Genomic DNA, 20,473 nt, shown 5'->3' on the forward strand with positions numbered 1-20,473 from the left:
GTTATCCCAGCGAGGCCTATGATATGGGAGAGCTGGACTTCATCCGCCAGCGCCAGGATGTGGAGGCCTACCGGGCCCTAAGCTGGGAGGGTCCCTTCGCCGACTACCTCCGCCTTCTCACGGAGGACCCCCGGCCCCTCAGGACCAGCTTCCAGCGGGCCCACGACATGATCCTGGCCTATGGGGTGGAGGAGTACACCCTCTTTCGGGAGAAGCTGCTCCACTACCATTTCTTTGACGATCCCTTTGAAGGGGGGAAGGACGCCATCTTTGGCCTGGACAAGCCCCTCATGCGCCTGGTGGCCACCCTGAAAGCGGCAGCCCACCGCCTGGGGCCGGAAAGGCGCATCCTCCTCCTCCACGGCCCTGTGGGCTCGGCCAAGAGCACCATCGCCCGCCTCCTCAAGAAGGGCCTCGAGGCCTACAGCCGCACCGAGGAAGGAAAGCTCTACACCTTCTACTGGAAGACCGAGGATGGCCCCCTCCCCTGCCCCATGCACGAGGAGCCCCTCCACCTCCTGCCCCCGGAGATGCGCGAGGCCTTCCTCAAGGAGCTCCGGGCCCTCCACCCCGACTACCCCTACCCCCTCGAGGTGGAGGGGGACCTCTGCCCCGTCTGCCGCTTCATGATGCGGGAGGCCTTGGGGCGGCACGGGGGGGACCTGGCGGCGGTGCTGGAGAAGGAGATCGTGGTCAAGCGCCTGGTCCTTTCGGAGAAGGACCGCATCGGCATCGGCACCTTCCAGCCCAAGGACGAGAAGAACCAGGACTCCACCGAGCTCACCGGGGACATCAACTACCGCAAGGTGGCCCTTTACGGCTCCGACTCCGACCCCCGGGCCTTCAACTTTGACGGGGAGCTCAACATCGCCAACCGGGGCATCGTGGAGTTCATCGAGATCCTCAAGCTGGACGTGGCCTTCCTCTACGACCTCCTCACGGCGAGCCAAGAGCACAAGATCAAGTCCAAGAAGTTCGCCCAGACGGACATCGACGAGATCGTCTTGGGCCACACCAACGAGCCAGAATATAGGAAACTTCAGGCCAACGAGTACATGGAGGCCCTCCGGGACCGGACCATCAAGATCGACGTCCCCTACATCCTCCGGGTCTCCGACGAGGTCAAGATCTACCGCCGGGACTTCGCCAAGGTGCGGGCCAAGCACATCGCCCCCCACACCCTGGAGATGGCCGCCACCTGGGCGGTCCTCACCCGCCTCGAGGCCCCGAGGCGGGCGGGCCTCACCCTCATGCAAAAGCTCAAGCTCTACGACGGCCGGCTCCTCCCGGGCTGGACGGAGGAGGCGGTGCGGGAACTCATGGGGGAGGCCAAGCGGGAGGGCTTGGAGGGCATCAGCCCCCGCTACATCCAGGACAAGATCTCAAACGTCCTCGTCACCAGCGAGGAGCCCTGCATCAATCCCTTCATGGTCATGAACGAGCTAGAGGAGGGCCTCAAGCACCACTCCCTCATCTCTGACGAAAAGACCAAGGAGCGGTACCGGGCCCTCCTCCAGGAGGTGAAGGCCGAGTACGCAGAGATCGTCAAGAACGAGGTGCAAAGGGCCATCGCCGCCGACGAGGAGGCCCTAAACCGCCTCTTCCACAACTACATTGACCACGTCAAGGCCTACGTCCTGGGGGAGAAGGTGAAGAACCCCTACACCGGGACCCCCGAGCCCCCCAACGAAAGGCTCATGCGTTCGGTGGAGGAGCGGATCGAGATCCCCGAGTCCCGCAAGGACGACTTCCGCCGGGAGATCATGAACTACATCGGGGCCCTGGCCCTGGAGGGGCGGCAGTTCACCTACAAGGACAACGACCGCCTGCGCCGGGCCCTGGAGCTCAAGCTCTTTGAGGACCAGAAGGACAGCATCCGGCTCTCCGCCCTGGTCTCGGGCACGGTGGACCCCGAGACCCAGGCTAAGATTGACGTGGTCAAGGCCAGGCTCATTAGGGACTACGGCTACTGCGAGCACTGCGCGGGCGGCGTCTTGGAGTTCGCCGCCTCTCTCTTCGCCCGGAGCGAGCGATGAGGCCGGTTGAGCGCGACCTCCTGCGCTTCAAGGAGATCGTCCGGGGGGAGGTGAAAAAAAGGGCCCGGGAGTTCCTGACCCGGGAGGAGCTTTTGGGCCAGATGGAGGGGCGGGTGGTCTCCATCCCCCTCCCCCAGCTGGAGGTGCCCAAGATCGTTTACGGGGAGCCCTGGGGCGAGGGCCTCCTGGGCGGGGGGCCGGGGGCGGAGGGCCTGGGCCCGGGGGGGCACATCCCCGTGGCCGAGCTGGAGCTGGAGGAGTTCTTGGACCTCATGGGGGAGGCCCTCAAGCTCCCCCGCCTCAGGCCCAAGGGGGAGGGGGAGGTGACGGAGGAGGCCTTCCGCCATACCACCATCGCCCGGAAAGGCCCCAGGGGCCTCCGCCACGTGCGCCGCACCCTCAAGGAAAGCCTTAAGCGAAGCCTCTTTTCGGGAGAGTACCGGGAGGAGGACCCGAGGCTTGTCCCTGAGCGGGAGGACCTCCGCTACAAGGCCCCAAAGGCCAAGCCCCGGCCCCACGCCCAGGCGGTGGTCCTCTTCGCCCTGGACGTCTCGGGAAGCATGCGGGAGGAGGAGCTGAGCCTGGTGAGAACCCTCTCCTTTTGGATCACCCTCTGGATCCGCCGCCACTTCCCCAGGCTGGAAAGGCGCTACCTCCTCCACGACGCCGAGGCCTGGGAGGTCTCCGAGGAGGAGTTCTTCAAGGCCCGGGAAGGAGGGGGAACGAGGCTCTCCAGCGCCCTCCTCCTGGCGGAGGAGATCCTCAAGGCCTACCCCGAGGCCTTCTACAACCGCTACCTCTACCACTTCTCCGACGGGGAGAACTGGCACGGGGACACCCCCGTGGCCCTTGAGGCCCTAGGCCGCCTCCTCCCATCCCTGGCCCTTTACGGCTACGCCCAGGTCCAGGGCCCCTACGGCCAGGGGCGTTTCCTAGAGGAGGTAGAGGAGGCCCTGGGGGAACGGGAGGAGCTGGCCGCGGTGGAGGTGCGGGGCCGGGAGGACCTGGCGTTGGCCCTAAGGCGGCTTTTGGGAGGGTAAAGTGCGGAAGGAGCTGCAGGACTGGGCCCTCCGCCTGCGGGAACGGGCGGAAGCGGAGGAGCTTTCCTTTCCTCCTGTGCTCTTTGAGGAGGTGGGGCCCGAGGAGATGGCCATGCTGGCCGCCTACGGGGGGTTTCCCCGCCGCTACCCCCACTGGCGCTTTGGGAGCGAGTACCTGCGCCACCGGGAGGTCTACCGCTATGGCCTTGGGCGCATCTACGAGCTGGTGGTGAACACCGCCCCTGTGCACGCTTACCTCCTCAAGGGAAACACCCTCCTTGCGCAGAAGCTGGTCATCGCCCACGTCTACGCCCACGCCGACTTCTTCCAGAACAACCTGGCCTTCCGCCCCACCCCCAAGGACATGCTAGAGGAGATGGCCCACCACGCCGCCTTCGTGGAAAGGGCTATGGAAAAGCATGGGGCCAGGAGCGTGGAGGAGTTCTTGGACATGGCCCTCTCCCTGGAGAACCTCATTGACCCCCACACCCCCTACATCCAAAGGCCCCGGGAGGTGGAGGAAAAGCCCGAGTCCCCCAGGCTTAAGGTGCGCCCCTACCTGGACCCCTACGTGAACCCACCCCCCGAGCCCCCCAAGGAGGCGGAGGAGGGGGCGAGCCTGAAGCCCCTTCCCCCGAGGCCGACCCGGGACATCCTGGGCTTCCTGGCCCAATACGCCCCCTTGGCCCCTTGGCAGAGGGGCATCCTGGAGATCATCCGGGAGGAAAGCCTCTACTATGCCCCCCAGGCCGCCACCAAGATCCTCAACGAGGGCTGGGCCACCTACTGGCACACCCGGCTCCTCCTCCCCCTTCTCTCCCCCGAGGAGGCCTTGGAGTTCGCCGAACTGCAGGCAGGCCTCCTCGCCCCTCATGGCTTCAACCCCTACCGCCTGGGCTACCTCCTCCTGAAGGAGGTGGAGGAGAGGTGGGATAAGGGACGGTACGGTCCCGAATACGAGGCCCTTCCCCTAGGGGAAAGGCTCCGCTACGAGAGGCCCACGGGGGAAGGGAGGAGGAAGCTCTTCCAGGTGCGCACCGTACACACGGACATCTCCTTCCTGGAGGAGTTCCTCACCCCCGAGTTCGCCCTGCGCCAACGCCTCATTGCCCCCGAGGACCTGCCCCGGTTCCAGGGGGCCAAAAGGGCCCTCCTCTTCCGCCTCACCAACATGGGCTACCCCATCGTAGAACTGGTGGACGCCAACTACGGTAACCGGGGGGAGCTCTACCTGGAGCACCTTTACGAAGGCGTGGAGCTGGACCAAAGAAAGACCAAGGCGGTGTTGCAAAACCTCCACCGCCTCTGGGGCCGCCCCGTCCACCTGAAGACGGTGGCCAACGGGAAGGAAACCCTCCTCTCCGCGGGCGCCTAGCGCAGGACCCGGAGGTAGCCCAGGAGGAGGGCCTCGGAGAGCTCCCCCAAGTGCCGGCTCACAAGCTGCCCCTCCCGGTCAAAGAAGAAGGTGGTAGGAAGCCCCTGGATGCCCAAGGCCTGGGAGAGGCGGGTCTCGGGGTCCAGGAGGACCCAGTCCACCACCAGGCCTTCGCTCTCCAGGAAGCGCCTCACGGTCTCCGGGCCCTCTCCCTGGCTCACGAAGACGAAGTAGATCTCAGGGTTCTCCCGGCTCAGGCGCATCATCATGGGCAGCTCACGCCGGCAAGGGGGGCACCAGGTGGCCCAGGCGTTGAGGACCACGGGCTTGCCCTTGAACTGGGCTAGGGAAACCTCCGTGCCCCCCAGGGTATAGAGGGTCAGGGCGGGAAGCTCCTGCCCCTCCGTCTCCCGGCCCCGGGTCAGGAGGAGGCCCGCCACCAACAAAGCCGCCATCCCCGCTCCCAGGGCGTACCGCCAAAGGCGCTTGGGCAAGGTCATGAGCGTGTACCCTCCTCCTGCCAGGATACCCCATAAGGGGTCAAACCCCCCCTGCCAGACGTAGAGGGCGCTGAGGGGGTCCTTGGCGTAGACCGAGGCGTTTTGCAAGACGAAGCCGAGCCTGGCCCCGAGGAGCCCCACCAGGATGGCGTTATAGGCCCAAGGGGCGAGCCTCCTGTCCACCCGCCGGGCCAGGACTTCGGCCACCACCACCATGGCCAAGAGGGCCAGGGCCACCTGGACCCTGGCCCAGGGCAGGGCGAAGGGGCCCACCTGCAGGGCATCCATCAGCGGACCAAGGGGAACCCCGCCCGCTCAATGGCCAGCACCCCGCCCTCCAGGTTATAGAGGTTGGTGTACCCCTTCCGCTTCAGGTACTCCGCCGCCTGGCGGCTGCGGTTGCCGCTTCGGCAGTAGAGGTAGACGGGCTTGTCCTTGGGCAGGGTGTCCGCCCAGCGGGCCACCTCCTCCACGGGAAGGTTCACCGCTCCCGGCACGTGGCCTGCGGCATACTCCTGGGGGGTACGCACGTCCACCACCAGGGCCCCCGATCCCAAGGCCCGGTAAAGCTCCTCCGGGCCCACGTTCTGGTAGCTCCCCTTGGACCCGCAGGCGGCCAGGACAGGGAGGAGGAGAAGGGCGAGGAAGGCCCGCCGGTTCATGCTAGGCCTTCACCCCCACGGCCTTCCTGATGGCCTGGAGGAACTGGGAGAGGGGCTGGGCCCCCAGCACCCGCTCCTTGCCGCCGTTGATGATGGTGTCCGGCACCCCGTGGATGTGGTAGCGGTTAGAAAGCTCGGGGAACTCGTTGGCCTCGATCATCTCGCCGAAGACCTTGGGGGAGGCGTAGGCCAGGCGGTGGGCGGTGCGGACCGCCTGGGGGCAGTAGGGGCAGGTGGGGGTGACGAAGACCTGGAGGACCACCTCCTCGGGGAGGTTGTTGAGCTCCTCCACCACGTTCTCGGGGAGGCCGTGGCCGTCCCGGCCGAGCATCTCTATGTCCTCCAGGAGGCTTGCGAACTCGTAGCCCGCGGGGATCCCCCGGTAGCGGAGGTTGATGGCCTCCGAGCCCTTTTCCCGGAGGATCAGGGTGGGGGCCGCCTCCACCTTGTAGGCCTTGGCCGCCTCCCGCCCCTCCGGGGCGGCCAGGTCGTAGACCACGAGGTGGAGCCTATCGGAGAGGGTCAAAAGCTCCTCCAGAAGCTGCTTGGTCTCCTTGCAGTACATGCAGGGCTCCTTGCCCGGGGCGATCAGGGTGGAGGTGTCGGTGAAAAGGACCATCTCCACGTCCCGGGTCAGGCCCGAAAGCCGCTCGCGCACGATCTCCTGTTCCTTGGGTCCCAGTAGCGCCATGTTCCCTCCTGGATACCCCCGTAGGGGTAGGTCCTTCAACAACTATAGCAGACGGAGAGGGAATGTGCATAGAGGTGGCGAGGCATCGGGGGCCCTAGACCCCTGGCGGGCGACCCCGGTCTTGACACCCCTTACCCCGGTAGGGTATATTGAGGCCCGTTAGGGACAAAGGTCCCAGCAGGGAGGGAAAACCATGGTCTTTCGGCAGATCTACGAAGAAGGCTTGGCCCAGATGAGCTACCTCCTGGGTTGCGCTGCCACCGGGGAGGCCTTGGTGGTGGACCCCAAGCGGGACGTGGACACCTACCTGGAGCTGGCGGAGAGCCTGGGCCTCCGCATCACCGCCATCGCCGAAACCCACATCCACGCCGACTACCTCTCCGGGGCCCGGGAGCTGGCCAGGGCCACGGGGGCCACCCTCTACCTCTCCGACGAGGGGGACGAGAACTGGAAGTACGGGGGCCTCGAGGGCTTCTCCTACGTCCTCCTCAAGGACGGGGACGAGTTTAGGGTGGGGAACATCCGGGTGAGGGCGGTCCACACCCCCGGCCACACCCCCGAGCACCTCTCCTTCCTGGTGGCCGACGGGGCGGTGACGGAGGAACCCCTCCTCTTCCTCACCGGGGACTTCGTCTTCGTGGGGGACGTGGGGCGGCCCGACCTCCTGGAGGAGGCGGCGGGCCTCAAGGGCACCGCCATCCCCGGGGCCCGGCGCCTGTTCCGTAGCCTCAAGGAGAAGTTCCTGACCCTCCCCGACCACGTCCAGGTCTGGCCTGGGCACGGGGCGGGCTCCGCCTGCGGCAAGGCCCTGGGGGCCCTCCCCGCCACCACCGTGGGCTACGAGCGCCGCCACGCCTGGTGGGCGGAGTACCTGGAAAGGGACGATGAGGAGGGGTTTGTGAAGGCCCTCCTGGAGGGCCAGCCCGAGGCCCCCACCTACTTCAAGGAGATGAAGCGCCTGAACCGGGACGGGATGCCCATCCTGGGGGGTATCCCCCACCCGGGCCGCCTCACCAAGGCCCAGTTTGACCGCCACCTGGCCCAAGGGGCCATCCTGGTGGACACCCGGGACAAGTTCGCCTTCGCCGGGGGGCACATCCCGGGGAGCGTCAACCTCCCCGCCGGGAAGAACTTCTCCACCTGGGCGGGCTGGCTCCTCCCCTACGACCGGCCCCTCATCCTCCTGGCCCATCCCTCGGAGGTGGAGGAGCTGACCCGGGCCCTCATCCGCATCGGCCTGGACGAGGTGGTGGGCTATATCCCAAGCCTCCAGGGCTACGCTGAGGGCGAGCTGGAAACCGTCCCCCAGATCACCGTCAAGGAGGCCAAGGAGCTCTGGGAGTCGGGGAAGGCCCTCATCCTGGACGTGCGGGCCCGGGACGAGTACCTCTCGGGGCACATCCCCGGGGCCCTGAACCTCCACGCGGGCCGGGTGCTGGCCCACCTGGACCGCCTGCCCAAGGACCGGCCCCTCATCGTCCACTGCGTGGGCGGGGACCGCTCCAGCACCGCCATCTCCGCCCTCCTCGCCCACGGCTTTAGGAACGCCCTGAACCTCACCGGGGGAATCCGGGCCTGGCGGGAGGCGGGCTTCCCCGTGGTGAAGGGCGAGGAGCTGGTGGAGGCCTAACACCAAAGGAGACAGCGCCATGTACGAGACCCAGGTCCAGAACCTCTCCCCCGAGGAGGCCAAGCGCCTCTACGACGAGGGCGTGCCCTTCATTGACGTGCGGGAGGTGGAGGAGTACGCCCAGGCCCGCATCCCCAAGGCCTCCCTCCTCCCCCTCTCCGAGTTCATGGCCCGCTACGGGGAGATCCCCAAGGACCGGCCCGTGGTCCTCTACTGCCGCACGGGGAACCGCTCCTGGCAGGCGGCGGCTTGGCTGGCCTCCTTGGGCTACGACCAGGTGCTGAACCTCGAGGGGGGCATCGTCCAATGGTACCGGGCGGGCCTCCCCGTGGACACCACCCCGGTGGAGGTGGGCTATGGGGCCACCCCCTTCCAGGAGGTGGGCCCCCACGAGGCCCAGACCCTCCTGGGGGAGGCCTTGGTGGTGGACGTGCGCGAGGCCTGGGAGTACGGGGAGGGCCACCTGCCGGGGGCCATCAACATCCCCCTCTCCAGCCTGCCCCAGAGGCTTTCGGAGCTTCCCAAGGACCGCCCCATTCTCCTCGTCTGCAACTCGGGGAACCGCTCGGGGGTGGCTGCCGACTTCCTGGTGGCCCAGGGCTTCCCCGGGGAGAGGGTCTACAACCTGGAGGGGGGCACCCACGCCTGGATGGCCTCTGGCCTCCCCATTGAGCGATGACCCTGGCCCTTCTCGGCGCCCTCCTCATCGGCCTTTCCCTGGGGCTATTGGGCTCGGGGGGGTCCATCCTCACCGTACCCGTGCTGGTCTACCTCCTGGAGGTACCCCCCAAGCAGGCCATCGCCGAAAGCCTCCTCATCGTGGGGGGGATCGCCCTCCTGGGAGCCATCCCCTACGCCCTGAGGGACCTGGTGAGCTGGCGCAACGTCCTCCTCTTCGGGCTTCCCGGCATGGCGGGGACCTACCTGGGGGCCTGGCTCTCCCAGTTCGTCTCCGGGGAGACCCAGCTCCTCACCTTCGCCCTGGTCATGCTCCTGGCCGCCTACTTCATGGCCCGGCCTGCCCCCTTGCGGCCCGCCTCCCACAAGCGCCAGGCTTGGAAGATCGTCCTCGAGGGGACGGCGGTGGGGGCCCTCACCGGCTTCGTGGGCGTGGGCGGGGGCTTTTTGATCGTGCCCGCCCTGGTCCTCCTGGGAGGGCTTCCCATGCACCTGGCCGTGGGCACCAGCCTCCTCATCATCGCCATAAAGTCCTTCGTCGGCTTCTACGCCTACCTCCACCTCCTCCCCGCCCTAGGGCTTTCCGTGAACCTCTCCACCGCTGGGCTTTTCATCCTGGCAGGGGCCTTGGGAAGCCTCCTTGGAGGGAGGCTGGCCCTGAGGCTTCCCCAGGAGGCCTTGAAGCGGGGCTTCGCCCTCTTCCTGGTGGGAATGGGGGCCTACATCGTGGTCCAGAACCTGTAAACTCTAGGGCGTGCCCTTCCGCACCTTCTTGGCGGTCCAGGCCGAGGCCAGGCCGGAGGCCTACTGCACGGAGGGGGCCTTCCGGGAGCGGGTCTTCGCCCTCCTCAAGCCCCTGGAAGGCACCCCAGCCCCCAGGCTCGCCGCCTTCCCCGAGCTCTTCGGCCTCCCCCTCCTCCTCCACCTGGGGGGGGAGTTCCGCCCAATGGAACTCCTCCGGGACCCCCTCCTCCCTTGGCGGCGGGCCCGGCGGGCCTACGGGGTCTTCCACCGGGTCATGGCCGAGGCCGCCCGGGCCTTTGGCACCTACCTCCTTTCAGGCACCCTCCTCTCCCCTCCCTACGAGGAGGAGCTTTCCCGGGGGCGGTTTGCCCGCACCTTCCTCTTCCAAAACCTGGCCCTCTTCTATAACCCCGAGGGCCGCCTCCTGGCCCAGGTGCCGAAGATGGAACGCACGCCTCCCGAGCGCTGGCTGAGGCCCGGGCGCTTCGGCCCCCATCTGGTGGAAACCCGGGCCGGGCGGGTGGGCCTCCTGATCTGCCTGGACGGCTTTTTTGAGAAGCACCTCTCTCGCCTGGACGCCCTGGGGGCGGAGGTCCTCCTCCAACCCTCCGCCAACCCCGCCTCCTGGGAGAGGCCCTGGCCCTGGGACCCGGGCCGGAAGGAGGGGGAGGTCTGGCTGGCCTCGGCCCGGGAGAGGCTTCTAGGCCGGGAGAACCTCAAAATCCTTCTCAACCCCATGCTGAACGGCAGGATCCTCTCCTTTTCCTTTGAGGGGCAAAGCGGGATCTACGCCCCCGGGGAGGCCCTTCGCCTGGCCCAAAACCCCAGGGGGGACGAGGCCCTCCTCCTCACCCTATAGGCGTAGGCGCTCGGGAAAGAGCCGAATGGGGATGGAGCGGACGAGGGCCTGGGCCAACTTCTCCCAGGCCTTGGCCTTCAGGAACCTTTCCAACTCGGGGGCCACCTGCTCCAAGGGGTAGCGGCCCGGGGGGAGAACCCTTTCCAGGAGGATCAGGTGGAAGCCGTACTCGGTCTTCACCGGAGCGGAAACCTGGCCGGGCCTCAGGAGGAGGGCCCTTTCAAAAGCGGGGATGTAGGTGCCCTCGGGCTCGCACCCCAGGTCCCCACCCGCCTCCTTGGAGCCCGGGTCCTGGGAAACCTCCTGGGCCACCTTGGCGAAGGCCTCTCCCCCATTCAGGCGGGCCAGGGCAGCCTCGGCCTCCTCCAGGGTGGGCAGGAGGATGTGCCGGGCGCAGTAGAGGGTCCCGTGCCGGTACTCCGGGGAAAGGAGCCAGAGGATTTTGAGGGCGGCAGGGGACACAGCCAGCTTGGCCTGGTAGTGGCCCTCGAGGGCCTCCAGGGCCATGGCCTCGCTCAGGAGGGCACGGTAGGCGGGGAGGTCCGGCACCCCCGCCCCCTTGAGGGCCGAAAGGAGGGCCTCCTCGCTGGGGAAGGCAGCCTTGAGCTCCCCCACCCGGGCCTCCACCCGGTCGGGGCGGGGCCAAAAGCCCTGGGCCCGGGCCACCTGAAGGAGGGCCCGCTCCTCCGCCAGGGCCTCGAGGTAGGGGGCCCGGTACTGGGCCAGGAGGCTGAGGGTTTCCTCCGACTCGGAGAGGCCGAGCTGCCTCAGGGCGCCCTTGGCGAAGAGGCCGAAGCGGAGGTCAAACTGGCTTCGGGTGACGGCCTCCTCCCCCACCTGGGCCACCACGGGGTCCTCCTGGGCCAGGGCGGGAAGGCCCAGGGCCAGGGCCAAAAAAAGGGCGCGCATGCCCCATGCTAGCATGGAGGGCGTGAACGACCTCATCCTGCGGGCGGCCCGGGGGGAGCCCACCCCCAGGCCCCCCGTCTGGTTCATGCGCCAGGCGGGCCGCTACCAGAAGTCCTACCAGGAGATCCGGAAGCGCTACACCCTGCCCGAGATCGTGCAGAACCCCGAGGTGGCGGCGGAGGTCACCCTGCTGCCCGTGCGGGAGCTTGGGGTGGACGCCGCCATCCTCTTCGCCGACATCACCACCCCCCTTTACGGCATGGGGGTGGACCTGGACCTGGTGGAGGGCAAGGGGCCCGTGATCCACCGCCCCATCCGGGACCGGGAAGGGGTGGAGGCCCTGAGGCCCCTGGAACCGGAGGAGGACGTGCCCTTCGTCCTGGAGGCCATCCGCCTCCTAAAGAAGGAGCTGGAGGTCCCCCTCATCGGCTTCGCCGGGGCCCCCTTCACCCTGGCGAGCTACCTCGTGGAGGGGGGGCCAAGCCGCCGCTTCTTGGAGGTCAAAGGCTTCATGTACCGGGAAGAGGCCCTGTGGCACCAGCTCATGGAAAAGCTCACCGAGGCCATGGCCCGCTACCTGAGGGCCCAGGCGGAGGCGGGGGCCGACCTCCTCCAGGTCTTTGACTCCTGGGTGGGGGCGCTTTCCCCCGCGGACTACCGCCGCTACGTGAAGCCCCACATGGGGAGGCTCTTCCAGGCCCTGAAGCCCCTAGGGGTCCCGGTCATCCACTTCGGCGTGGGCACCATGGGCTTCCTCCAGGAGATGCGGGAGGCAGGGGGGGACGTCCTGGGCCTGGACCACCACACCCCCCTCCCCTGGGCCCGGGAGGTCTTGGGGAGGACCCCGGTCCAGGGCAACCTGGACCCCGCCGTCCTCTTCGCCCCCAAGGAGGTGATAAGGCGGGAGGTGAGGCGCATCCTGGAGGAGAACGCCGGCCGAGCGGGGCACATCTTCAACCTGGGCCACGGGATCCTGCCCGGAACTCCACACGCCCACGTGGCCTACGTGGTAGAACTCGTGAAGGAGGTAGCGGCGTGAACGTGCTCCTGATGGCTTACGGCACCCCCTACATTCCCGAGGAGATCGCCCCCTACTACACGGACATCCGCCGGGGCAAGCCTCCGCCGGAGGAGCTTTTGGAGGAGCTCTCCGGGCGCTACGAGGCGATCGGCAAAAGCCCTTTGAACGAGATCACCCTGGTCCAGGCCATGCGCCTCCAGGCCCTTTTGAACCTCGAGGCCCCCCCCTACCCCAAGCGCCTCCAAGGCCCCTTCGGCCCCCGCACCCCCCAGGGCCCAGCCCGGGTCTACGTGGGCACCAAGCACTGGCTCCCCTCCATCGGGGAGGCCGTGGCCGCCATGCACGAGGACGGGGTGCGGCGGGCGGTGGCCATCGTGGCCGCCCCCCACTACTCCCTAAGGAGCGTGGCCGAGTACCAGGAGAAGGTGGAGGCCGCCCTCAAGGCCCTCCCCGAGCCCATAGACTTCCTCTGGGTGGAGAGCTACGAGGCCCACCCGGGCCTCATCGCCGCCTACGCCCGGCGGCTGGAGGAGGCCATCTGGCGGCTCAAGGACCCCAGGCGGGCCGCTTACGTCTTCACCGCCCACTCCATCCCCCTCCCCGCCGTGGAGCGGGGGGACCCCTACCCCAGGCAGGTGGAAAGGACGGCGGAGCTCATCGCCAAGAGGCTCTCCCTGCCCCGCCACTTCGTGGCCTACCAGTCGGCGGGAAGGACCCCCGAGCCCTGGCTTGGCCCCGACATCAACGAGCTTTTGCGGGAGCTTAGGGAACAGGGCTTTGAGGAGGCCGTGGTCCAGGCGGTGGGCTTCCCCGCCGACCACCTGGAGGTCTACTACGACCTGGACCTCGAGGCCCAGGCCACGGCAGGGGAGGTGGGGCTGCGCCTCCTCCGGGCCCGGAGCCTCAACGCCGATCTGGACTACATCCAGGTCCTCAAGGACCTGGTGGAGGCCGCGTGGCTCAGGCCGTTGTGATCGGCGGAGGGTGGGCGGGGCTTGCCGCCGCCTTGGCCCTGGGGGAGGCCGGGGTGGACTTCCTCCTCCTGGAGGCGGCCCCCAGGCTTGGGGGCAAGGTGCGCACCCTGGGACAGGGAGGGTTCCTGGTGGAGGGGGGGCCCGACGCCAGCGTCCGCTACAAAGGGGAGGTCCTGGAGCTGGCCCAAAGGTTTGGCCTGGAGTCCATCGGCACCCTGCCGCAAAAGCCCTCGGCCCTCATCCTGAAGGGGGGAAGGGCCCATCCCCTCCCCGAGGGGCTCATGCAGGTGATCCCCGGGGACCTCAAGGCCCTGGCCAGGACCCCGCTCCTCTCCCTCTCCGGGAAGCTCCGGGCCCTTATGGACCTCGTGCTTCCCCGGGGGAAGAAGGAGGACGAGAGCCTAAGGGAGTTCGTGGAGCGCCGCCTGGGCCCCGAGGTCTACGCTGCCCTGGTGGCCCCCCTGGCGGGGGGAATCTACGGGGGCGAGCCCGAGGGGCTTTCCATGAAGGCCGCCTTCCCCCAGCTCCTGGAGCTGGAAAAGGGGCACCGGAGCCTCCTCCTGGGGGCCATGCGGGCGAGGAAGGCCCGGGGAAGCCGGGAGGGGGGAAGCCTCTTCTTCTCCTTCCCCAAGGGGCTTTCCGCCCTCACCCAAAGGATGGCCGAGGCCCTGGGGGAAAGGGTCCGCCTCCTCTCCCCGGTGGTGGGGGTGGAGCCCGTGGGGAGCCGGTACCGCCTCCACACCCCCAAGGGGGCCCTGGAGGCGGAGGCGGTGATCCTCGCCACCCCCGCCCCCCAGGCGGCAGCCCTCCTCAGGCCCTTCCTCCCCGAGGCCACCGCCCTTCTAAAGGGCATCCCCCACACCCAGGCAGCCACGGTGAGCCTGGCCTTCCCCGAACCCCTACCCGTGGTGGGCCACGGCCTCCTCATCGCAAAGGGGGAGGGCTTTCGGGTCAGGGGCTTCACCTGGGCCCACCAGAAGTGGCCGGGGCGGGCCCCCGAGGGGCATAGCCTGGTCCGGGCCTACCTCTCCGGGGAGGCGGCCCGGCTTGCGGAGGCCGAGCTGGCCAAGGTCGCCCTGGAGGACCTCCGCCGCTTCCTGGGTCGGGAGGTGCGCCCCAGCCACACCTTCGTCTTCCGCTTCCCCGAGGGGATGCCCGCCTACCAGGTGGGCCACCTGGAGCGGCTTGGCCGCCTGGAGATGGCCCTCCTGAAGGCCCCGGGGGTCTTCCTGGCGGGGAACTACCTGGAGGGGGTGGGCCTCCCCGAGGTGGTGCGCTCGGGGAAGAGGGCAGCAAGCCGGGCCCTGGCCCACCTGGCCCTGGCCCCCACCCCTTAGGGGGGTCCCGGAGCCCGACCAGGAGGCGGGCCCAACCCCTCGGGGAGGGGCGTCGCCACCGGCCCAGGGGGGAGCAGGGACCGGGCCAGGGGCGGGGCAGCATAGAATAAGCCGGATGTCTATATCCTATCCGGCCATCGCTCTGGCCTCCTTCCTGGTGGGGGTGCTGATGGGGCTTCTGGGCTACGCTAGCGCCCACATCCTCCCCTGGTTTATGGTCTCCGTGGCCCTCGTGGCTAGCCTCTACGGCCTTCCCTGGGGACTCCTGGCCATCCTTCCCGCCACCCTCATCCTCCTCTATTTTCCCGGCTTCAACCTGGTGGCCCTGGCCCTCCTCCTCCTCTCCGCCCTCCTGGCCCACGGGGTGGGGGAAAGCCTCAGGCGGGCCCACCGGAGGGCCAAGGCCCTGGCCAGGAGCCTGCGCCTCATCGCCATGGCCCTCGAGGCCCTCCCCCAGGCCGAAGGCCGGGAGGCCCTCCTCCAAAGCCTTCCGGAGCGCCTGGCCGCCCTAGGGGAGGGAGGGCACGTGGGGGTCTGGGTCCCCGCCCCCGGGGGCCTTAACCTCCTTGCGGCCCATCCCCCCATGAGCCTCTCCTGGATCCCCGATAGCGGCGTGGTGGGCCGGGCCTACCGGGAAGGCCAACCCCTCCACATCCCCGACGTGAGGAAGGAACCCAGCTACATCCCAGACCCCGCCATCCCCACCCTCTCCGAGCTGGCCCTGCCCCTTTGGGAGAGGGGGGAGGTGGTGGCCGTCCTCAACCTGGAACGCCCCGGGCCCTTCCTCCCCGAGGAGGTGGAAGGCCTGATCCGCTTCGCCCAGGCGGCGAGCCTCCACCTGGACCGTCTGGCGGACCTGCAGGAAAGGGCCCTCCTGGCCGGGCTTTCAGAGAAGCTGCAAAGCGCCAAGACCCTGGGGGAAGGGGCGCAGAAGGCCCTGGCCTTCCTGGTGACCGCCTTGGGCCTTCAGGCTGGGGCCCTCTGGGAGGCCCGGGGGGGACGGATGGGGGCCCTGGCCCACTTCGGGGTGGAGGAGGAAAGCCTGAAGCGGGTCCTAGAGGAGGGCCTTCCCTACGGCGTGGGCCTGGCCTGGCGGGTCTACGAGACGGGAAGCCCCCTCTTCACCGCCCGCTACGCCGAGGAAAGCCAGGGGGTTCCTGCCCTCCAGGCCCTGGACTGGCGCACCCTCGCCGCCCTGCCCGTTCCCTCCCCGGGCGCCCCGAGAAGCCGGAGGGTCCTGGTCCTGGGCCAGCGGGAGGCGCGCCCCTGGCGCAGGGCGGAGGTGGACCTCCTCCTCTCCGCCTGCCGCACCCTGGCCCTGGGGCTTGAACGCCTCCAGGAGAAGGCCCGGCACCAGGCGGTGAACCGCCTCTTCCTGGAGCTTTTGGAAAGGCCCCCGGAGGGACTCTACCAGGAGGTCCTAGAGGAGGCCATCCGCCAGGTTCCAGGGGCAGAGGCGGGAAGCCTCCTTGTCCTGGAGGAGGGGACCTACCGCTACCGGGCGACGGCGGGGTACGACCTGGAAAGGCTCCGGGAGGTGGCCTTTAGCGCGGAGGGCCAGCTCCTCTGGTACGGCTTGGACCAGGAGGGGGCCAGGAGGGGGGAGCCCAGGATCCTCAGCGCCGAGGCCCGTCCCATCGCCGAGATCAGCCACCAGACCGCCCCGCCCGAGGTTATGGACGCTGCGGGAAGGGCCCGGGAGATCCAGGCCAACCTCTGCCTCCCCATCCCCTACAAGGGGGAGGTGCTCGCCTACCTCAATCTGGACAACCTCCACGATCCCCGGGCCTTCGGGGAGGACAGCCTCGAGGCCGCCCGCTTCTTCGCCGCCCCCCTGGCCACCCTCCTCCACGAGGCCAGGACCCGGAGGCTCCTGGAGGAGGCCGCCTTCACCGACCCCCTCACGGGCCTCCCCAACCGCCGGGCCTTTGACAGGGCCTTCCTGGAGGAGCTAAGGCGGGCCGAGCGCTACGGCTACCCCCTCTCCCTGGCCGTCTTGGACCTCAAGGGCTTCAAAGCCATCAACGACCGCCTGGGCCATGCCCAAGGGGACCTGGCCCTCATCCGCGTGGCCCAGGCCCTCTCCAAAGAACGTCGCAACGGGGACCGGGTCTTCCGTTGGGGGGGCGACGAGTTCGCCGCCCTCTTCCCTCACACGGGGAGGGAGGGGGCCATCAGGGCCGCCTTCCGCTACGCCCGGGCCATTGAGAAAATCTGTCTGGAGGGCCTTTGCCTAGGGGTGAACATCGGGCTCGCCAGCTACCCCGAGGACGGGCAAAGCCCAGACGAGCTCCTTTCTGTCGCCGACACCCGCATGTACGGGGCCAAGGCCCAGGGGGTCACGGTCCTCGCCTGAACCCCTTGCCCAAACCCCTTTCGGGGTGTACCCTTGAGCTAGGGACGGTAAAGTTCCCACAGGCACCTCGGAGGCGAGGAAGCCCGTCCTGCAATCTGGGCGCCTGGGACGGGTGGAGCCAGTGGCGCAACCGGCCGGACGCCATAGCTCGGCTATGCCGCCGACCCTTGCGCCACCTCCCCCAAGGAGGTGGGCATGCGGCCGTGGATCCTAGCCCTCTTGATCCTCGTAGGGGGCGTGGCCCTGGCCCAAAGCGCCGCCAGCGTGGGCGTGGGCATCCGCATCCCCGCGGTGGTGGGGCTCCGCCTGGCGGAGGCGGGAGGGCCCTTGGTCCCCACCCTGGAGCTTGGGCCCGGGGTCCACACCCTAAGGCTCGTGGCCAACACCCGGTGGGAGCTTCGGGTGGAGGTGGAAGGCCAGGCCTTCCTGGCCTCTTTCCCGCTCCAGGCGGGCAGGCACGTCTTCTCTGGCCGGGGGGGACTGACCTTTACCCTGGAGGTATCCCCGGGAGGCCGGGTGCGCCTCGAGGTGGGCCTGCCCGGAGCTCCCTAGAACCCCGACCCCTTAGGGTGTAGACTAGAGGGGATTCGGTCATGGACCGGGCCCAGATCCTCCCGTGGTCCGCCCCTGTCCTATCCCTCCTGCGGCGGGGCCTCTCGGGGCTTCCCGAGGCCCTTGGGGCCCTGGCCGAAGCCCTAGAGGCCCACCGCGCCTACCTCTTCCGCCTGGAGGAGCGGGAGGGGCGCTGGTACACCTCCCAGCTGGCGGAGTGGGCGGGCCCCGGAGTGACCCCCCAGATCCAAAACCCGAGCCTCCAGAACGTGCCCATGCGGGAGGCGGGCTACGGCCGCTGGCTGGAGGCCTTTCTGCGGGACCAGGCCATCGGGGGACCGGTGCGCTCCTTCCCTGAGGAGGAAAGGCCCCTCCTCCAAGCCCAGGAGATCCAAAGCCTCCTGGCGGTCCCCATCTGGGTGGAGAGCAGGCCTTGGGGCTTCCTAGGGGTAGACGATTGCGAGCGGGAAAGGGCCTTCACCCCCGAGGAGGAGGGCCTCCTCCGGGGGGTAGCCGAGGTCCTGGCCCGCACCCTGGAACTCTTTGAGGTCCACCGCTTTACGGAGCGCCTCCTGGAGATTTCCCCCTTCTACGTGGCCCGGCTGGACCCAGAAGGCAGGCTCCTCTGGACTAACGCGGCCTTCAAGGGGGCCTTCCCTCAAAGGGTCCCCTTCCCCCTGGAAGAGGCCTTGGCCCAGCCTGGGCGGCCCATCATGGCCACCACCTCTGGGGAAGCCCCGGCGGAGTGGACCCTCCTGGCCGTGCCTGGCCCGGGAGGGGAGGCCCTGGAGATCCTGGCCTTGGGCCTGGACCTCAGGGAACGCCTTCGCGCCCAGGATCAGGAGGCCCGCTGGAGCGCCTTCCGCAAGAACCTCCTCCGGGTCTACGAGACCCTAATGGCCGAGGGGTTTTCCGACTCGGTCTTCAGCCTCATCCTCGAGGCCGCCTTGGACACAGTGCCCGCAGCCCAGGCGGGGAGCGTCACCGTGCTCAAGGAGGACGGCTACTACCACTTCGTGGCCGCCAAGGGGTACGACCTGGAGGCGCTGCGCCAGATCCGCCTTCACCCAGAAGAGCCCCTCTCCCTCACGGGGCACAAGGAGGCCCAGGTCTTCACCCAAGGGGACCTGGAGCGCTTCAACCAGGGCCTGGACCCCAAACGGAAGGAGGTGATGGAGGGAGCGAGGCGGGTGAGGGAGATTCGGGCCGTCCTGGCCGTGCCCGTCTACCTCTCCGGGGAGCGCAAGGCCTTCTTGTACCTGGACAACCTGGAAAGGGAGGATGCCTTCGCCCCCTTGGACCTGGAGTTGGCCCAGGCCTTCGCCAGCCAGCTGGGCCTCCTCCTGAGGCGGCTGGAGCTGGAGGGGCGGCTAACCCACCTGGCCTACCACGACCCCTTGACCGGCCTGCCCAACCGCCTCTTCTTCCTGGAGAAGCTGGCCCAGGCCCTCAAGGAGGACCCCAGGCTGGCCGTGCTGTACCTGGACCTGGACGGGCTGAAGCTGGTGAACGACCTGGAGGGCCACGCCCTTGGGGACGAGGTCATCCGCGCCATCGGCGCTCGGCTCCGCGCCGCCCTGAGGCCCCGGGACCTGGTGGCCCGCCAGGGCGGGGACGAGTTTCTGGTCCTCCTCACGGGAATCCGCAGGGCGGAGGAGGCCATCCAGGTGGCGGAAAGGCTTCTGGAGGTGGTGCGCCTTCCCCTGCCTCTGGGCGAGCGGGTCTACCGCCTCACCACCTCCATCGGCATCGCCCTGGGTGAAGGGGGGCTCTCCCCTGGGGAACTCCTGCAGCGGGCCGACCTGGCCCTCTACCGGGCCAAGGGCGAGGGCAAGGACCGCCTGGCCTTCTACGAGCCCAAGTTCCAGGAGGCCTTGCGCCGGGAGATGGCCCTGGTGGAGGCCCTGCGGGAGGCCCTGGCCCGGGAAGAAGAGGGGCTTACCCTCTTCTACCAGCCCCTTGTGGACCTGGGCACGGGAAGGCCTGTGGCCCTCGAGGCCCTGATCCGCTGGCCCGAGGCCTCCCCGAAGGAGTTCATCCCCATTGCGGAGCGGCACCGCCTCATGCCTGAGCTCGGGGCCTGGGTCCTGCGCCGCGCCTGCCGGGAGCACTCCCGCCACGGCCTCCCCGTGCACGTGAACGTGAGCCCCCAGGAGCTCCTCCATCCCAGCTATCCCAGCCTGGTGGCCCAGGCCTTGGAGGAGGCGGACTGCCCCCCGGAAGCCCTGGTTCTGGAGGTCACGGAAACCGCCCTGATCCCCGACGAAAGGGGGCGGGACGCCACAGAAACCGTACGGGCCTTACGGAGGCTTGGGGTTAGGGTCTTCCTGGACGACTTCGGCACCGGATACTCCAGCCTGGAGCGCCTGGCAGCCCTCCCCGTGGACGGGCTCAAGCTGGGCCAGGCCTTTACAAAGGCCCTGGGAAGCCCCCCGGACCCCCAAAGTCCCCCCGCCCGGCTGGTGGCCGCCGTCTTGGCCCTGGCCCAGGCCTTGGGGCTCGCTGCCGTGGCCGAGGGGATAGAGGACGAGGCCACCCTGGCCTACCTGCGGGGCCTGGGGTTCACCTTGGGGCAGGGCTACCTCCTTGGCCGCCCAAAACCCCTGGGCTACCGTGGGGGGCAAGGGTGAGCCTTAGCGCCGCCGGGAAGATCACCCTAGCTTGCGCGCTTTCCTCCCACTCCTTCGCATGCCACTTGATCTGGGCTCCTGGGGTGTGAGAAAGGAGGGAGTGCTATGCGTCTAGGGGGCAACCACCCCCAGAACATGGCCTTCGGCCAACCTACCACCCCGGCGCACAGGGCCTCGTTAAGCCGCGCGAACGCGCACCTTGGGGCCACCTGCCCACCCAGGCTACCCAAGGCCCCCTCCTTGCCCCACCCCTCCCCTTTCTGCAGGGTCCTCCCAGGGTCCTCCAAAGGGCCCGCCCGGCGGTGCACCTCTCCGGGGCAAAAGGCCTTCTGCAAGGGGTGGACTTCAAACCCATCCCCCTGGTTCACGGCCACCGGGTCCACGGCCTCAGCCACAGGCTACGGGCTCCGCCCGCGACCCTCGAGGCCGCCGTGGGGTAGGCCCCCTGGGCGCCCTCGGCAGGTGCGCGCCCATGCGGG

General features: G+C 68.8%; 17 protein-coding genes and 1 riboswitch. Of the genes, 13 read left to right on the forward strand and 4 right to left on the reverse strand.

Annotated features, from left to right (window positions below):
• Positions 1-23 precede the first annotated feature (23 nt).
• From ATI37_RS03855 to ATI37_RS03865, 3 genes are read left to right on the forward strand one after another with little or no spacing between them, the layout of a single operon-like run.
• Positions 24-2,036, forward strand: a complete 2,013-nt coding sequence (locus ATI37_RS03855) for a PrkA family serine protein kinase (RefSeq protein WP_117237189.1) — start codon at positions 24-26, stop codon at positions 2,034-2,036.
• Positions 2,033-3,076, forward strand: coding sequence for a DUF444 family protein (locus ATI37_RS03860; RefSeq protein WP_117237190.1), 1,044 nt, complete (start codon positions 2,033-2,035; stop codon positions 3,074-3,076). Before ATI37_RS03855 ends, ATI37_RS03860 begins: the two co-directional genes overlap by 4 nt.
• A 1-nt stretch (position 3,077) precedes the next feature.
• Positions 3,078-4,451 carry a SpoVR family protein gene (locus tag ATI37_RS03865; protein WP_117237191.1) on the forward strand — a complete coding sequence of 458 codons (1,374 nt, stop codon included), beginning with the start codon at positions 3,078-3,080 and terminating at the stop codon, positions 4,449-4,451.
• Here ATI37_RS03865 and ATI37_RS03870 read toward each other — a convergent pair.
• The 3 genes from ATI37_RS03870 to pdo are packed head-to-tail and all read right to left on the reverse strand — an operon-like array spanning position 4,448 to position 6,304.
• Positions 4,448-5,239, reverse strand: coding sequence for a TlpA disulfide reductase family protein (locus tag ATI37_RS03870; RefSeq protein WP_117237192.1), 792 nt, complete (start codon positions 5,237-5,239; stop codon positions 4,448-4,450). The genes ATI37_RS03865 and ATI37_RS03870 overlap by 4 nt on opposite strands.
• On the reverse strand, positions 5,239-5,613 hold the full coding sequence (locus ATI37_RS03875) for a rhodanese-like domain-containing protein (protein WP_117237193.1): 375 nt from the start codon (positions 5,611-5,613) through the stop codon (positions 5,239-5,241). Before ATI37_RS03875 ends, ATI37_RS03870 begins: the two co-directional genes overlap by 1 nt.
• 1 nt (position 5,614) lies before the next feature.
• A complete protein-coding gene (pdo, locus tag ATI37_RS03880) occupies positions 5,615-6,304 on the reverse strand; it encodes a protein disulfide oxidoreductase (protein ID WP_117237194.1) in 690 nt (229 codons plus the stop codon).
• Positions 6,305-6,497: 193 nt separating this feature from the next.
• Between pdo and ATI37_RS03885 the strand changes: the two genes are divergently transcribed.
• Genes ATI37_RS03885 through ATI37_RS03900 form a run of 4 tightly spaced genes read left to right on the forward strand, consistent with a single transcriptional unit; the run spans position 6,498 to position 10,215 of the window.
• Positions 6,498-7,934, forward strand: a complete 1,437-nt coding sequence (locus ATI37_RS03885) for an MBL fold metallo-hydrolase (protein WP_117237195.1) — start codon at positions 6,498-6,500, stop codon at positions 7,932-7,934.
• A gap of 19 nt (positions 7,935-7,953) precedes the next feature.
• The gene (locus ATI37_RS03890) at positions 7,954-8,613 is read left to right on the forward strand and encodes a rhodanese-like domain-containing protein (RefSeq protein WP_117237196.1); all 660 of its coding nucleotides are present in this window, start codon (positions 7,954-7,956) and stop codon (positions 8,611-8,613) included.
• Entirely contained in the window at positions 8,610-9,356 is a 747-nt protein-coding gene (locus tag ATI37_RS03895) for a sulfite exporter TauE/SafE family protein (protein ID WP_117237197.1), read from the forward strand. The genes ATI37_RS03890 and ATI37_RS03895 overlap by 4 nt, the downstream gene beginning before the upstream one ends.
• A gap of 10 nt (positions 9,357-9,366) precedes the next feature.
• A complete protein-coding gene (locus tag ATI37_RS03900; RefSeq protein WP_117237198.1) occupies positions 9,367-10,215 on the forward strand; it encodes a nitrilase-related carbon-nitrogen hydrolase in 849 nt (282 codons plus the stop codon).
• On the opposite strand, the gene ATI37_RS03905 is transcribed toward ATI37_RS03900, so the two are convergent.
• Positions 10,210-11,124: a peptidylprolyl isomerase gene (locus ATI37_RS03905; protein WP_117237199.1), complete on the reverse strand. Its 915-nt coding sequence runs from the start codon at positions 11,122-11,124 to the stop codon at positions 10,210-10,212. The genes ATI37_RS03900 and ATI37_RS03905 overlap by 6 nt on opposite strands.
• A 13-nt stretch (positions 11,125-11,137) precedes the next feature.
• On the opposite strand from ATI37_RS03905, the gene hemE reads away from it, so the two are divergent.
• The 6 genes from hemE to ATI37_RS03935 all read left to right on the forward strand — a co-directional run bounded on the left by hemE (position 11,138) and on the right by ATI37_RS03935 (position 19,994).
• A complete protein-coding gene (gene hemE / locus ATI37_RS03910; protein WP_117238508.1) occupies positions 11,138-12,163 on the forward strand; it encodes a uroporphyrinogen decarboxylase in 1,026 nt (341 codons plus the stop codon).
• The gene (gene hemH, locus ATI37_RS03915; RefSeq protein WP_117237200.1) at positions 12,160-13,119 is read left to right on the forward strand and encodes a ferrochelatase; all 960 of its coding nucleotides are present in this window, start codon (positions 12,160-12,162) and stop codon (positions 13,117-13,119) included. The genes hemE and hemH overlap by 4 nt, the downstream gene beginning before the upstream one ends.
• Positions 13,101-14,456, forward strand: coding sequence for a protoporphyrinogen oxidase (hemG, locus tag ATI37_RS03920; protein ID WP_117237201.1), 1,356 nt, complete (start codon positions 13,101-13,103; stop codon positions 14,454-14,456). The genes hemH and hemG overlap by 19 nt, the downstream gene beginning before the upstream one ends.
• Positions 14,457-14,571: 115 nt before the next feature.
• The gene (locus ATI37_RS03925) at positions 14,572-16,812 is read left to right on the forward strand and encodes a diguanylate cyclase domain-containing protein (protein WP_117237202.1); all 2,241 of its coding nucleotides are present in this window, start codon (positions 14,572-14,574) and stop codon (positions 16,810-16,812) included.
• Positions 16,813-16,872: 60 nt separating this feature from the next.
• Positions 16,873-16,956: riboswitch (cyclic di-GMP riboswitch) on the forward strand.
• A 51-nt stretch (positions 16,957-17,007) separates the two neighbouring features.
• Positions 17,008-17,364 carry a hypothetical protein gene (locus tag ATI37_RS03930; protein ID WP_117237203.1) on the forward strand — a complete coding sequence of 119 codons (357 nt, stop codon included), beginning with the start codon at positions 17,008-17,010 and terminating at the stop codon, positions 17,362-17,364.
• 41 nt (positions 17,365-17,405) lie between these two features.
• Positions 17,406-19,994, forward strand: coding sequence for a bifunctional diguanylate cyclase/phosphodiesterase (locus ATI37_RS03935; protein WP_117237204.1), 2,589 nt, complete (start codon positions 17,406-17,408; stop codon positions 19,992-19,994).
• The last annotated feature ends 479 nt before the right edge of the window (positions 19,995-20,473 follow it).

Origin of the sequence: Thermus sediminis, assembly GCF_003426945.1 — a bacterium.
Lineage (GTDB): Bacteria > Deinococcota > Deinococci > Deinococcales > Thermaceae > Thermus > Thermus sediminis.